Below are 14,024 nucleotides of genomic sequence, written 5' to 3'. Positions count from 1 at the left end.
CCGAAGGCGTCCGGCCCGTTGAGGTGTTGCGGTTCCTCGAGGAGCACGGCCAGGACGCGGCCACCGAACGGTACGGGGCGCAGGCAGTGACCCGTGCGCTGGCCCTCGGTGACCGGCACCCCTCCACCCAGCGGCCCGGCATTCCGGCCCAGCCGCACGACGACGGAAAGATCTGATGCAGCTCCAGACGCCTGATGAGGTGCGGGACTTCCTCCGCCTGTGCCTCGACCCCGGCCTCGGCGGTAAGAAGCGGTCGGTCACGCAGCTCGCGCTGATCATGTCGGACGGGCTTGCGGCTTCCCTCACCGAGCACGCCCCGCACCTCGCCGAACTCCGCGACGCGGTGGACCGGGCCGAAGCGGCGGCGACCGAGGCCCGCGCCAACTACACCGAGGGCCTGCGGGCCTGGATCGCCGACGAGACCACCGACCGGAAGGACCGTGGCTGATGTCCACTGCCCCTGAACCAAAGATCATCCTCCAGGCCCTGACGAAGGGTGTCGTCGGAGACCCCCACGCCGGTTTGGAAACTGCTCCAGCCGATCGTGGACGCCGGGCCCCGCTCCTCGTACGCCCTCCTCGGCTGCCTCGCGGAAACTGCCTCGCGACGCGCCCGGTTGGAGAACGGCCCTGGCACGCTCTACATGATCGAAAGTCGACGGCCCCGATGGGCCTTCGGACGCCGGTGCCCTGCCGTCGCCCATCCGGTTCGCCGCACGGTTCGTCACCGCGTGGGCCAGCCGGGACCAGGACACCGCATTCGCGTTGTCCCGGGCGGTCGCCGAGTCCGCCGACACCAACGGCACCGACGATTGAGGCGTCCCGAAGTTCTCGGACAGCGGTCCCCATAGGATCCTTGTCGGGGCTGCCGCATGGAGTCCACCCCTACGCCCACAACCCCCCGTACACCACCCGGGATGGCACGGGGTCGCGTGCAGGACACTCGTGGAGAAGCGGTGGATGGTGCGGCTGGGGCGCTGCTGACGGTCAAACGTGGCAGGTCCAACCTCTGTGTTGCACTGCTATCGGTCCTCAGCCCGCTTCGTGAGGGTGCCGCGCGTTTCCGCTGCCACCTGCTGGGTTTCGCCTGTCGGGATCACCAGGACGGGCACGGCTGCGCCACGCGGACTGACGACGGCGCCATCCGGCGGGTTTCCCTCCGTCAGCCCGCCGGTGATGCCCAGGACACCCAAGCCCGAACAGACCGCTTCGCGTACCTCCGGCTGGTCTTCGCCGATCTCGCCTGTAAACACGAGCGCGTCGATCCGGTCGAGGGAGGCGGCGACACTCGCGATGCCGCGCCGCACGCCAACAGCGAACACGTCCAGCGCGAAGGTCGCCTTACTGTCCCCCCGGGCGCCTGCGCGGACGAGGTCCCGGGTGTCCCCGGACATGCCGGACAGGCCGAGGAGGCCGGACTCGTGATTGAGGGCGTCCTCGATCCGCGCGGCCGTCAGGCCTGCCGATGTCTGGAGCCAGAGCAGCAGACCCGGGTCGATGCTCCCGCTGCGCTTGCTCATCACCAGGCCCTCCAACGGGGTGAAGCCCATGGTGGTGTCGACGCTGCGCCCGTCGCGCACCGCGCAGACCGAGCAGCCGCCTCCCAAGTGCGCCAGGACGACGTGCAGGGAGCCGGCCGGACGGCCAATCAGCTTGGCCGCCCGCTGCAGGGCCCACGCGTAGGACAGGCCGTGAAACCCGTACCGGCGCAGACCGTACCGCTCAGTCCACTCGCGAGGCACCGCGTAGGTGCGGGCGGCGGGTGGCAGGTCGGCGTGGAAGGCGGTGTCCAGACACACGACGTGCGGCACGTCGGGCAGCAAAGCGCGGGTCGCGTCCAGGGCGGTGAGGGCCGGGGGCATGTGCAGCGGGGCGAGCCGTGCCGTACGTTCGAGCTCGGCGCGTACGTCGTCGTCGACGATCGTAGGGCGCAGCAGGTGCGGTCCGCCGTGAACGATGCGGTGCCCGGTCGCCCCGACCGGAGGCGCGTCACGCAGGAAGTCCTCGATCGTGTCGGCGGTCTCCGGGCCGGGTGGCTCGGTGAGGTGCCTCGCGGCCCGTTCGCGGCCGTCGCCGCCCAGAACCGTCAGATGAAGGCTGGAAGAACCAGCGTCGACGACGAGGATGTCAGGGCCGTTCACAGCTGCAACTTTCGTTTCGTGGTCTCGGCAGGATCGGTGCGGCGGATCGCCTCGCGCAGCCGATCACGATGGTGTGGTAGGCGACGGCCAGGTCGCCGGTGACGGTGGAGCGTCCGCGCACACAGCCCAGCGCGGTAACGGCCAGGTCGTGCCGAGGTACGCCGTTGCTCGCGAGGAGGTCGTAATTCACCATTGGCCGGGCGTTCACCGCCGTCCTGATCCGTTGCATGGGTCCATCCCTTACCGGGGTCCAGGGGGCAGGTGACTCCGAGGTCATCGTGCACTCGTTTGGCCTGGCAGCGCTGATGTCGCCCGGGGCCGGTATCGCGCTCGATGGACATGTCGCTCCCGGTCGGCGACGAGACCACGCAACCGATCGTCAGCGACCACGAGGACGACACCCATGTCCTTGCGTCGCATCAGCTGGGCAACGTTCACAACGGACGTCAGCGACGACACGACGACAGAATCTTCCGTCATGACCTCGCGAACCTGCTGGACCATGTTCCCTCCTCAAATGGGCAGCAGCATGACGACCTGCGTTGGCTGCAATGGGTAAGGGCTCGGCTCAGGGGCGCTCTACGTCTCGCTCTCCAGCTCTTCCCGCACCTTCTTCTCCTCTCGCAGCTTCTGCCATCGCTGGCGCTGCCGCTCGCCGTACGCCGCGTTGCGGACGGTGCCGTCGTCTTCGAGTCCGGATCCGAACGCACCCCCGACCATGCCCATCGAGCTGACGAACCAGGCGAGCACGGCGTAGTCACGGACCGTTGCGTCTTGCCCGATAACCGTGCCGAAGGCCGACGGGGTCAGGATGAGCTTGGAGACGCCGAAGAGGGTGAAGAACAGGATCACGTACAGGGAGAGCACACCGGAGGTGATCGTCACGCACGTCACTGTGTTGTAGAGGCGGGAGAAGGAGCGGGAGAGCGAACCGTGAGGGCGTTCCCAGAGCTCGTGATCGATGATGATCCATGCCGTGAGGGCGAGAAGGGACACTACAGAGGCCCCGATCAAACGCCCCACGTCCATGCCCGAGGAGAGGGTCCAGGTCGAGTTGTTGATCAGGCCGAAGGCGGCGGTTGCGAAGACACCGGCCAGTGCGCGGGAGAGGGTGGCGAAGAGACGCCAGGGCCGGTTGGCCCGCACCATGCCGGTGACGAGACTCAGATGTCCGCGCAGGCCGGGGCCGCGGCTGAGCAGTCCCGCCCACGGAAGGAGAACTCTGATGGCCACGATTCCTGACCCGCACATGGCGATGGTGCGCCCAGTGACGCCGCGTACCCCGGAAGGCTGCGAGGAGTGCCTCATGGAGCGTTCCCCGTGGGTGCACCTGCGACTCTGCCTCACCTGCGGGCACGTCGGCTGCTGTGACTCCTCGCCCCTCAAGCACGCCAGGCGGCACGCGGGCAGCGCCGGTCACCCCATCGTGCAGTCCTTCCAGCCGGGAGAGGACTGGCGCTGGTGCTACGTCCACGAGGCCATGGTCTGATGAGCGCGGCCGAGCACAAGCAGAGAGCGGTCCGCGAGACACCGGACCGATACGGGGCGTTCCCGCGCCTGACACCGGAGCAGTTCGAGGACCTCACCACGTACGGTGAGCGCCGAAGGACCGCCGAGGACGAGGTGCTGTACCGCGAGGGCGAGCCGTTCCGGGAGTTCCTCGCGATCCTCAGCGGGACCGTCGAGATACTCCACGACCTCGGCGGGCCCGACGAGCGCACGGTGGCGGTGCACGGACCCGGCAGATTCCTGGGTGAACTCGGGTTGCTGGAGGGCCAGGCGGCGTTCGACACCGCCGTGGTGCGCGAGGCGGGCGAGGTCCTGGCCGTGCCGGTGGAGCGGCAACGCGCCCTGGTCGGCCGCGACCCCGTCCTCGGCGACCTGATCCTCCGCGCTTACCTGGGCCGCCGGTATCTGCTCATCGGCCTCGGCGCCGGCTTCCGGATCCTGGGGTAGTGCTATTCACCGGACACGCTGCGGCTGCGTGAGTTTGCCGCCCGCAACCGGCTGCCCCACCGCTGGGTGGATCTGGAGAAGGACAAGGAGGCGGAGGCGCTGCTGCGCCGGTTCTCCATCCGTCCCGAGGAGACTCCGGTGGTCATCTGGAAGGGCGAGCAGGTGCTGCGCAATCCGAGCAACGCCGAACTCGCCCGGCTCATCGGGCTGCCCGCCCCCTCGCCGGAGGCCGGGCGGTGCGACGTGATGGTGGTCGGTGCGGGCCCCGCGGGACTCGCCGCCGCCGTGTACGGTGCCTCCGACGGCCTCACCACGGTCACCGTCGACGCCGTGGCCACCGGGGGCCAGGCCGGTACCTCGTCTCGCATCGAGAACTACCTTGGCTTCCCGTCGGGCATCTCCGGGGGCGAGCTCATCGAACGCGCGGTGCTCCAGGCCCACAAGTTCGGTGCCCGCCTCATGGTGCCGGCCCAGGTCAGCGGGCTCACCCCGCAGGACGACGACTACGTCGTCACCTTCACAGACGGGCCCCAGGCCCGGGCGGGCGCCGTGGTGCTCGCCTCGGGCGTGTGGTACCGCAGGCTCGAGGTGCCCGGCATCGACCGACTGGAGGGCGTCAGCGTCTACTACGCGGCGACGGTCCACGAGGCCAGTCTCTGCCAGGCGGATCCGGTCGCCGTGGTCGGCGGCGGGAACTCCGCCGGGCAGGCGGCGCTGTTCCTCGCGAACCACGCGTCCAGGGTCCGCCTCCTTGTCCGGGGCGGTGACCTCAACGCGGACATGTCGCGCTACCTGGTGGACCAGGTGGAACGGCACCCGAAGATCGAGGTGCTGCTCCGCACCGAAGTCCGGGGCGTCTCCGGGGAGGAGAAGCTGGAGTCGCTGACGGTGGAGGACAACGCAAGTGGTGAGCGCCGGGAGCTGCGGGCCGCGGCGCTGTTCGTGTTCATCGGGGCCCGGCCGCGCACGGAATGGCTCAGGGGCGTGCTGGCCCTGGACGAGAAGGGCTTCGTCCTCACCGGCGCCGAGGCCCAGGCGGCGGCCGACGCGACCCGGTGGGCCTCGCTCGGCCGTGGTCCGTTGCTGCTGGAGACCACCCTTCCTGGGGTCTTCGCCGCTGGCGACGTCAGGAGCGGCTCGGTCAAACGGGTGGCCTCGGCCACCGGTGAGGGTGCCATGGCGATCCGCCTCGTACACGAGCACCGAGGAAAGACGGGAAATCTGGTCCGCTCCGCTGGCCCGTAGGGCGTCGGCTACGAGGAGGCGCAGCGCGCCCTGGAAGTGCGCCGCCGCTCCCGCGAGCCCTACGGCACGACGTTCTTCGACAAGCTCGGCCTCTACCGCATCCTGGGACCTGGCAACGATTACCGGGAACTAGAGACGTTCGTCCACGAGTGGCTAGGGCAGCCCATCGACTACGACTCCCGGCACCACGCGGCCATGGTGGAGACCCTGTCCCGGTACTTCGACTGCGGCGGCAACTACGACGAGACCGCCGAATCCCTCGCGATCCACCGCAGCACGCTGCGCTATCGGCTCCAGCACATCCGCGACATCAGCGACAACGACCTCGCGAACGTCGAGGACCGGCTCAACCTCCAGGTGGCGACCCGAGTGTGGAAGATCGTGCTGGGCGGCCCCGGCTAATGCCTAGCTAGAACCGACGCCGCCTGTGGGCGACGGCAGCCTGAGCGTCAGCGGATGCTGCGGCAGATGTCGCGGCCGGAGCGAGGCGAGCGCAGGGGGCCGGACACGACCGACGGGAGACGCGCGGGCCGCGGCCCGCGCGTCACAGGGCGATGACGTGGAGGTCGACCAGGTCGAGCAGCGCCCGCAGGGCCGAGCTGGGCCGCCGGGTCGACGACGTGCCGAGATGCATGCTCCAGCGGAGCAGGGTGCCGTGGACGTCCAGGACTTGCAGGCCGGGGGTGCGGGCAACGGCGAACGCGGGCAGGAAGGCGATGCCCAGACCGTGCCGGACCAGTGCCGCCCCCATGTCGATGTCGGGCACTTCCAGTGCCACCCGGCGTACGACGCCCGCCACCGCGAACGCCCGGTCGACCACCTCGCGGTTGCCGTAGCCCGGCGGGAAGTCCACGAAGGGCTCCCCCGCGAGGTCCGCAAGTGCCACCTCCCCCCGCTGCGCGAGCGGATGGGCGGCGCTCACCACCAGGACGAGCGGCACGGTGGTCAGCTCCCGTGCGTCGATCCCGGCGGGTTTGTGCTCGGGCAGCGACAGGAAAGCCACGTCCAGGTCCCCGCTGAGCAGTGCGTGCGCCAGTCCCGCCGATCCGGTCGTCGCCAACCGCAGCCGGACGTCGATCGCCGGATGCCGCGCGTGCAGCTGCCCGAGGAGCGCAGGCAGGTCCACCACCTCGACCGAGGCCATGGCGCCCACATTCACCGTGCCGCGCAGCGTGTCCTGTGCGGCGCGCACGGCGTCCTGGGCCGCCTGGGCGGCGTGCAGGGTGGCCCGAGCCTCCGGCAGCAGCGCCGCGCCCGCACCGGTGAGCCGGACCTGCTGCGACGTGCGCTCGAACAGCGCGCAACCGAGCTCGCGCTCCAGGGAGCGGATCGCGGCGGATACCCCGGACTGCACCACGTGCAGCCGTCGGGCGGCACGCGTGAAACTCAGCTCCTCGGCGACCGCGATGAAGTGCTCCAGCTGACGTAGCTCCACACGAGAAGTATCACTCACATTGCTCGAGCCCAGCAAAAACATTCGTTGGCACTGATCCCGGCTGGTGAGGAGGATGGAAAGCGTCATCCACTTCCGCCCGAGGAGGGGTACCCCTGCCTGCCGTTCCGACGCCGCTGAGCCGTCCCACAGCCGACGCTCCCGACGACCCGACCCATCCGATCCCAGCACCCGCTCCCGCCGACCTGCCGCCCCGCGCCCCCGCCCGGCGTCGTGCCTCGCACACGACCGGCTTTTGGTTCGTGGCGGTGGCCTTCACCGTGCTTATGGCCTTCGGTACCGCGCCGACCCCGCTGTGGCCGCTGTACGAGGCCCGGGACCACTTCGGCGCGACCACGGTCACGGTGGCGTACGCCTCGATGGTCGTGGGCGCAGCGGCCGCCTTCCTCGGACTGGGACACCTGTCGGACCGGCTCGGCCGACGGCGCGTCATCGTCCCGGCGCTGCTGGTTGGCATCGTCGCGTCGGTCGTACTGATCGCGTGGCGGGACCTGCCGGGGCTGATCACGGGCAGGATCCTGAACGGTGTCGGACTGGGGTTGATGGCCTCGACCGCGACGACGTACCTGCACGACCTCCACCACGAGGCTCGTCCGGAACGGACGGGTTCGGTGCTGCCCGGCATCGTGGCCACCGCCGCCAACCTCGGCGGCCTGGCCTCAGGTCCCCTGGTCGCCGGAGCCGCCGCCGAGTGGCTTCCCACGCCCCTGATCACCGCCCAGGCGATCTTCACGCTCGCCATGGCAGTGTGCCTGGCGCTGGTGCTGTCCACCCCGGAGACCGTGGACCTGGAGCTGCCCGCGGCCGAACCGCCCAGCAGGTTCGTCCTGCGCCCCGGCGGCGGGCGGACGTTCGGCGCGGCCGGCGCGCTGGGCGCCTTCGCCTTCGCGATCCTCGGCCTGATCTCCTCCCTCGGGGCGAGCGTGCTCCATGGCACCCTGCACACCGACTCGCACCTCGTGGTCGGCTTGTCGGCCTTCCTCATGTTCGGTTCCGCGGCGGCCGCCCAGTTGGTGCTGGGCCGCCTCCCACTGCCCCGGGTCCTGACCGTGGGGGCAGTGGTATTCCCGGTCGGCCTGGGCCTGTGCGCCGTCGCCCTCTACCACCCGGCGCTCTGGCTCTACCTGGTCGCCGTGTCCCTGTCGGGAGCCGGCTCCGGGCTGCTGTTCAAGGGAGGCGTCGAACGTGCCGTTTCAGTGGCCGAGCCCGCCTCACGCGCGGGGGTCCTCGCCGTGTTCTTCGTCGTCGCGTACCTGGGAATGGGCCTGCCCTCCGTCCTGTTCAGCATCGCCCTGCGGCATTTCGCCGTGCAGACCGCGATGATCAGCTTCGCGGCGGTCCTCTCCTGCGGCGCCGTTGTGTCGGTCGCCGTCGCGTTGCGCGACCGCGCACCCGGTCCCGGCGCGCTCTCGGCGCAGTCCGCTCGCCCCTCCTGACCTCCCTGCGGCGCATGCGACACCGGTTGTCTGGGAGGCGCGGACCTGGGCACTCGGGTGCGGGCGCGCGTGACACGGATCCACGGCAGACGGGAGGCCCGAGAGATCTCCCAGCACACCGACATCAAGATGCGCCACGTCGCCGAACTCATCGTGTAGTGGGCCCAGGCGGGACACCTCGCGAGCGATATCCGCCACAAGCTGGAACGCAGCATGGCGACGCGCGCGACCCTGCGCCCCGAACCCGGCTGACCGGTGCTCAGCCCCTCGCGCCGTCGTCAGGAGCGCGATAGCCGGGCCGCGAGATAGGGCGCGGTGGCGCTGCGGCGGGCCCTCGCCACCTTGGCCGGCGGGCCCGCCGCGACCACCCGCCCGCCCGCGTCGCCGCCGCCCGGCCCGAGGTCGATGACCCAGTCGGCGGTGGCGATCGTGTCCAGGTCGTGCTCGACGAGGACGACCGTGTTGCCGGCGTCGACGAGCCGGTGCAGCTGTCGCAGCAGCAGCGCGATGTCCGAGGGGTGCAGCCCCGCCGTCGGCTCGTCGAGCAGGTAGAGCGCGTGACCGCGGCGGGCTCGCTGCAGTTCGGTGGCCAGTTTGATGCGTTGCGCCTCACCACCGCTGAGTTCCGTCGCGGGCTGGCCCAGCCGCAGGTACCCCAGTCCCACCTCGCGCAACGTCTCCAGACTGCGGGAGGCGGCCGGGACGGCGGACAGGAACTTGGCGGCGGCGTCGACGGACAGCGCCAGAACTTCCGCGATGTTCTTGCCGCGGTAGGTGACTTCCAGCGTTTCGGCGTTGTACCGGGCGCCCTGGCAGGTCGGGCACGGCGCGTAGGTGCCGGGCAGGAACAGCAGTTCCACCGCGACGAATCCCTCGCCCTGGCAGGTCTCGCACCGCCCTTCGGGCACGTTGAAGGAGAACCGCCCGGCCGAGTAGCCGCGCGCCCTGGCCTCGTCCGTCGCCGCGTACAACTTGCGCACCGCGTCGAACATCCCCGTGTACGTGGCCAGGTTGGACCGGGGAGTTCGGCCGATGGGCCGTTGGTCGACCCGGACCAGCCGGTCGAACGACTCGACCCCCGACGCGTCCTGGACGTCGACCTCCAGCTGCGCCTCGTCGGGCTCCTCGGGTACGAGTCCGAGGTGGCCGCGGACGACCTCGGCGAGCACCTGCGTCACCAGCGTCGACTTTCCGGAACCGGACACGCCCGTCACCGCCGTCAGTACACAGAGCGGTACGTCGACGGACACGTCGTGCAGATTGTGGCGGGAGACGCCGCTCAGGTGCAGCCAGCCATGCGGTGTGCGCGGGCGGTGATCGAGCGGCTGGGCACGCCCGAACAGGTACTGGCTCGTGGCCGACTCCCCGACCCGCTCAAGACCGGCGACCGGGCCGCTGTACAGCACGCGTCCGCCGCCCTCACCCGCGCCGGGGCCGATGTCGACCACCCAGTCTGCCCGCCGTACGACGTCCATGTCGTGCTCCACGACGAACAGCGAGTTGCCCGCCGCCTTGAGGCGGTCCAGCACGTCCAGCAGGGGTTCCGCGTCAGCCGGGTGCAGGCCCGCGGAGGGTTCGTCGAGAACGTAGACGACGCCGAACAGCCCCGAGCGCAGCTGGGTGGCGATCCGCAGGCGCTGCGCCTCGCCGGGCGACAGGGTCGTCGAGCGGCGCCCGAGGCTGAGATATCCGAGGCCCAGGTCGAGCAGTACGTCGACCCGCGCGACCAGATCGCCGCAGATCCGGACCGCGACCTCGGTCGTCTCCCCGGATCGGGCGGTCGACGTGGTGGCGTCGGCCTCGGACCGCCCCGCGACGGGCCGCAGCAGCGCCACGACCTCGGTGAGCGGAATCGCGTTGATCTCGGCGATGGAACGTCCGGCGAAGGTCACGGCGAGCGCCTCGGGCCGCAGTCCGCTGCCGTGACACTCGGGGCAGGGCACACTCCTGACGAACCGGAGCGCCCGTTCGCGCATCTTCTCGCTCTTGGAGTCGGCGAGGACGTGCATGACGTGCTTGCGGGCGCTCCAGAACTTGCCCTGGTAGCCGTAGTCGACGCGGTCCTCCTCCGGCTCGATGTACACGGAGGGCTGCTCGTCCGTGTACAGCAGCCAGTCCCGGTCCTTCTTCCTGAGCCTGCGCCACGGTCGGTCGATGTCGATCCCCAGGCCGCTCACGACACTGCGCAGGTTGGCGCCCTGCCAGGCGCCCGGCCAGGCGGCGATCGCCCCCTCGCGGATGCTCAGCGAGGGGTCCGGGACGAGCAGGTCCTCGGCGACGTCGTGCACGACGCCCAGTCCGTGGCACTCCGGGCAGGCGCCGGCCGCGGTGTTGGGTGAGAACGACTCGGCCTCCAGCCGCGCGGCCCGGGGCGGATAGGTGCCGGCGCGGGAGTACAGCACGCGCAGCAGATTGGACAGCGTGGTGATGGTGCCGACCGTCGATCGCGAGCTGGGCGACCCGCGTCGCTGCTGCAGGGCCACGGCGGGTGGCAGTCCGGTGATTTCCTGCACGTGCGGTGCGCCGACCTGTTGCAACAGCCTTCGGGCGTACGGTGCTACGGACTCGAAGTAGCGCCGTTGGGCCTCCGCGTAGAGCGTGCCGAACGCGAGCGAGGACTTGCCCGAACCGGAGACGCCGGTGAAGGCGACCATCGCGTCCCGCGGAACGTCGACATCGATGTTCCGCAGATTGTTCTCACTGGCGCCCCGGACATGCACGAAGGGGTCGGTCGCGTCCTTGTTCACTGTTCCTGATTACCCGTTCGCACCGGGAACCGCGCGACAGACGCCATCACCGGGCCCCGCTCACACGAGCGTCCGGAGTATCTCGGATCCATTTGCGGTCACGGCCTAGCCTAGGCGGCGCACACTCCGCTGTTGGCGGACGCCGACAAGGTGGCGTTGCTGCTGGAGACCACCCTTCCCGGGGTCTTCGCGGCGGGCGGCGTCAGGAGCGGCTCGGTCAAACGGGTGGCGTCGGCGGCCGGTGAGAGTGCCATGGCTATCCGCCTCGTGCACGAGCACCGGGAAAAGACGGGCAACCTGGTCCGCACCGCGGGCCCCGAGGGCCCCGGCCGGTGGCGGGCCATAGAGAGGCACTCGGCATCGTGCTGGTGTCGGACGAGGGGACGCAACGACTGCGGTGTGAGCAGGAACGCCGCAGTGACATGGACGAGCAGGAACAGCGCGGCGTAGAGGCAGTGATGCCCATGAACAAGGTGATCACGGTGACGAGGTTGAACAGGAGGCGGGCCTGCTACCGATCGATCTCGTCGCGGTACCCGGGGTGGCGCGGAGCGGGTGTTCGCGGTGGCGCACGCAACCGGGGCCCGGTGGTGGAGCAGGCCCTGCACGGGGAGGACGAGGAGATCTGACCGTACCGCCTGCACCTGCTGGCAGGGGCCAGCGTGTCACGCGGCGTCGGCGATACCTCGGGGGCATCCTGTGGGCACGGGCGATCGGGGGGGCAGCCGACGAGAAGGAGTCATGCGGGTGTCGTCTCAGGGCGTTACGGTCGTAGCTCTCCTGGCGGATCCGGATGCGCCGACGGAGATCGCGCAGCGCATGGCCCGGATACTTTCCACTCGGCTCGCCGACAAGTCGGGCCAGGGCCGACGTTTCGACGTCGAGGTGGTCAGTGAGCCTTTCACCGCAGGGACCGAGGACCCGCCCACCTTGATGCGCCGGATCATGGACCGCGGAAGAGCTGAGAATTGGGACATTGTCGTGGCCCTCACCGACCTTCCGCTGCACTCACACGGGCGCAAGCTCGTTATGGATGTGAGTCACGAACACGGCTTGGCGCTGCTGTCTCTTCCTCCGCTGGGGGGCTTGCGTCTGCAGACGAGAGCCCGGCGGGCTGTGGAAGAAGCCGTGCTTGGCTTGGCGGGTCCGCGGGCCACCGGGGCTGAGGGACCTCCGCAGAGTGAGCCGCTTCTGGGGCACTTCGTCAGTCGTCTCGCGCCTGTTCACCCGGGCCCGGTCGGTGAGGAGGAGACCGCTGATCTTCGGTACGTCGTAAGCGGGCCGCGCGGTTACCTGAGGGTGCTCGTCGGTATGGTCCGCGCCAACCGGCCGTGGCGTTTGGTGCCGGGCTTGTCGAAAGCCCTGGCGGCCGCACTCGCCACGGGAGCAGTCGCCACCGTGAACTCCACCATCTGGGGCCTGGCCGAGTACCTGAGCGCGCCACGCCTGGTGATCGCGATGGTCGGGTCTGTCGGGCTCATGGTCGGCTGGCTGATCGTCGACGCGCAACTGTGGCATCGATCAACAGAGGTCTCGCCGGAGGCGAGGCAGAGGGCGAGGCTCTACAACGCCTCGACGGTCATGACCGTGGGCATCGGGGTGCTCGTCTGCTACGGCGGTTTGATGGTCATCAACTTGGTGTGGGCTCTGTTCATCATCAACGGCCAAGTGTTCGCTTCCGTGACACGGACCCCGCTGCACGCCGCGGAATACTTGACGTTGTCATGGTTCGTCGCTTCGGTCGCCACCGTGGGCGGCGCGCTGGGATCAGGCTTGGAGAGCGACGAGGCGATCCGGGCAGCCGCCTACTCCAAGCGCGAACAGGAACGTCGCCACATGCTCCAGGACGACCACGGCGACTAGGGCGCGTATCGAGTCGTGATCAATGGGTGGTCCGGGTGAGGTCTTTGATCCAGATCATCGAGGCGCGCAGGTGGAGTCCGGCGAGGTAGCTGTCGGGGGTCTTGTCGTATCGGGTGGCGATGCCGCGCCAGGCCTTCAGCTTGTTGATCAGGCGCTCGACGGTGTTCCGTTCCTTGTAGAGGTCGGTGTCGTGGCTGACGGGCCGGCCGCCGTTGGAGCCTTTCTTCGTCCGGTTGGCGGCCTGGTCCCTCTTCTCCGGGATGACTGCCTTGATGTGGCGTTTCCGTAGGTAGGCCCGGTTACCGCGGGACGAGTAGGCCTTGTCCCCGGCGACAGCGTCCGGCCGGGTGCGGGGGCGGCCGACGGGCCCGCGGACCCGTATCTTCCCCAGCACGGGGATGAAATGCGGGCTGTCCGCGGCCTGCCCCGCGGTCAGGACGAACGCCAGCGGGCGGCACTTGCGGTCGGCGGCGAGGTGCACCTTGCTGGTCTGCCCACCTCTGGAGCGTCCGAGGAGAGCGGCCTTCAGCCGCAGTTTGCACCGACGCCGGATACGTCGTCGCTCTTCCCGCCCGGGACTGGTTTCTGTGTCCGACCCGGTTTGTTCTTCGAGGCCGCCCCCTTTGACCGGGCCTTCTCCTCCTCGGCGGCGGCCTTCTCCAGCGCGGCGACGACGTCCTGGTCCAGGTGCGTTCCGGCGGCGTCGTGGTGAGCCCGCACGGTAGTGGAGTCGATACTGACCAGGGACAGGTCCACCTCGCCCCGCTTCGCAGCTTCCGCGATCAGCCCCTCCAGCAGGGCCTCGAAGACGCCGGCGTCACGCCACTGCCGGAAGCGGTTGTGGACGGTCGACCAGGCACCGAACTCTTGCGGCATCTCCCGCCACTGCCCGCCCGTCTTGAACCGCCAGATCACCCCCTCGAACTGCTGCCGCAGCCGCTCCGGGTACGGGCCGTACTCGCCGATCGGCAGGTACGGCTCGATGAACTCCCACTCCGTGTCCGCCAGTTGCACTCGCGTCATGCGAGAACATCTACCGGTCCAGGCCCCACCACGAGGGCGAATCCCGCAGATTGATCACGACTCGATACGCGCCCTAGTTGGCTCCGGCCCGGTAGGACGGTGGACGCCCAACAGTGTCTGCAGTGGTAGCACCCCGTCCCAGCGGCTGCGGCCGCAGCCTG

The 14,024-nt window shown here is 69.8% G+C and carries 13 protein-coding genes and 3 pseudogenes; 8 read left to right on the top strand and 8 right to left on the bottom strand.

What is annotated here, in order from left to right; all coding sequences use genetic code 11:
• Positions 1–23 precede the first annotated feature (23 nt).
• Both OHB49_RS03015 and OHB49_RS03010 read left to right on the top strand, forming a co-directional pair.
• Complete coding sequence (locus tag OHB49_RS03015; protein WP_329157676.1) at positions 24–176, top strand: hypothetical protein; 153 nt, start codon at positions 24–26, stop codon at positions 174–176.
• A complete protein-coding gene (locus OHB49_RS03010) occupies positions 176–448 on the top strand; it encodes a hypothetical protein (protein ID WP_329157675.1) in 273 nt (90 codons plus the stop codon). Before OHB49_RS03015 ends, OHB49_RS03010 begins: the two co-directional genes overlap by 1 nt.
• A 573-nt stretch (positions 449–1,021) precedes the next feature.
• On the opposite strand, the gene OHB49_RS03005 is transcribed toward OHB49_RS03010, so the two are convergent.
• The 4 genes from OHB49_RS03005 to OHB49_RS02995 form a co-directional block, all read right to left on the bottom strand.
• Positions 1,022–2,140 (bottom strand): acetate/propionate family kinase, encoded by a 1,119-nt coding sequence (locus OHB49_RS03005; protein ID WP_329157672.1) that lies wholly within the window; start codon positions 2,138–2,140, stop codon positions 1,022–1,024.
• Positions 2,127–2,369: a hypothetical protein gene (locus OHB49_RS03000; protein ID WP_329157670.1), complete on the bottom strand. Its 243-nt coding sequence runs from the start codon at positions 2,367–2,369 to the stop codon at positions 2,127–2,129. The genes OHB49_RS03005 and OHB49_RS03000 overlap by 14 nt, the downstream gene beginning before the upstream one ends.
• Before the next feature lie 44 nt (positions 2,370–2,413).
• Positions 2,414–2,620, bottom strand: coding sequence for a CBS domain-containing protein (locus tag OHB49_RS45750; protein ID WP_443079635.1), 207 nt, complete (start codon positions 2,618–2,620; stop codon positions 2,414–2,416).
• Between the two features lie 99 nt (positions 2,621–2,719).
• Positions 2,720–3,373 (bottom strand): hypothetical protein, encoded by a 654-nt coding sequence (locus OHB49_RS02995; protein WP_329157668.1) that lies wholly within the window; start codon positions 3,371–3,373, stop codon positions 2,720–2,722.
• Between OHB49_RS02995 and OHB49_RS02990 the strand changes: the two genes are divergently transcribed.
• The 3 genes and pseudogenes from OHB49_RS02990 to OHB49_RS45745 all read left to right on the top strand — a co-directional run.
• Complete coding sequence (locus tag OHB49_RS02990) at positions 3,366–3,629, top strand: UBP-type zinc finger domain-containing protein (protein WP_319329921.1); 264 nt, start codon at positions 3,366–3,368, stop codon at positions 3,627–3,629. The genes OHB49_RS02995 and OHB49_RS02990 overlap by 8 nt on opposite strands.
• Positions 3,629–5,341: pseudogene (locus OHB49_RS02985) on the top strand (FAD-dependent oxidoreductase). Before OHB49_RS02990 ends, OHB49_RS02985 begins: the two are co-directional and overlap by 1 nt.
• 9 nt (positions 5,342–5,350) lie before the next feature.
• Positions 5,351–5,743: pseudogene (locus tag OHB49_RS45745) on the top strand (PucR family transcriptional regulator); the annotation flags it as partial.
• 142 nt (positions 5,744–5,885) lie between these two features.
• On the opposite strand, the gene OHB49_RS02980 reads toward OHB49_RS45745, so the two are convergent.
• Complete coding sequence (locus OHB49_RS02980; RefSeq protein ID WP_329157663.1) at positions 5,886–6,776, bottom strand: LysR family transcriptional regulator; 891 nt, start codon at positions 6,774–6,776, stop codon at positions 5,886–5,888.
• A 260-nt stretch (positions 6,777–7,036) separates the two neighbouring features.
• Between OHB49_RS02980 and OHB49_RS02975 the strand changes: the two genes are divergently transcribed.
• A complete protein-coding gene (locus tag OHB49_RS02975; protein ID WP_329157661.1) occupies positions 7,037–8,230 on the top strand; it encodes an MFS transporter in 1,194 nt (397 codons plus the stop codon).
• 278 nt (positions 8,231–8,508) lie between these two features.
• On the opposite strand, the gene uvrA is transcribed toward OHB49_RS02975, so the two are convergent.
• Both uvrA and OHB49_RS02965 read right to left on the bottom strand, forming a co-directional pair.
• Positions 8,509–10,977: an excinuclease ABC subunit UvrA gene (gene uvrA / locus OHB49_RS02970; RefSeq protein WP_329157659.1), complete on the bottom strand. Its 2,469-nt coding sequence runs from the start codon at positions 10,975–10,977 to the stop codon at positions 8,509–8,511.
• 110 nt (positions 10,978–11,087) lie between these two features.
• Positions 11,088–11,231: a hypothetical protein gene (locus OHB49_RS02965; RefSeq protein WP_329157657.1), complete on the bottom strand. Its 144-nt coding sequence runs from the start codon at positions 11,229–11,231 to the stop codon at positions 11,088–11,090.
• A 78-nt stretch (positions 11,232–11,309) separates the two neighbouring features.
• Here OHB49_RS02965 and OHB49_RS02960 point away from each other — a divergent pair, with 78 nt between their 5' ends.
• On the top strand, positions 11,310–11,606 hold the full coding sequence (locus tag OHB49_RS02960) for a hypothetical protein (RefSeq protein WP_329157655.1): 297 nt from the start codon (positions 11,310–11,312) through the stop codon (positions 11,604–11,606).
• A gap of 112 nt (positions 11,607–11,718) precedes the next feature.
• Positions 11,719–12,840, top strand: coding sequence for a hypothetical protein (locus OHB49_RS02955; protein WP_329157653.1), 1,122 nt, complete (start codon positions 11,719–11,721; stop codon positions 12,838–12,840).
• A gap of 19 nt (positions 12,841–12,859) precedes the next feature.
• Here the strand turns inward: OHB49_RS02955 and OHB49_RS02950 are convergent.
• Positions 12,860–13,863 (bottom strand): annotated as a pseudogene (locus tag OHB49_RS02950) (IS5 family transposase).
• Between the last annotated feature and the right edge of the window lie 161 nt (positions 13,864–14,024).

The sequence above is a fragment of the Streptomyces sp. NBC_01717 genome (assembly GCF_036248255.1).
Lineage (GTDB): Bacteria > Actinomycetota > Actinomycetes > Streptomycetales > Streptomycetaceae > Streptomyces.
Note: the sequence above shows the minus strand (reverse complement) of the source record. Positions and strands in the feature narration are given on the sequence as shown.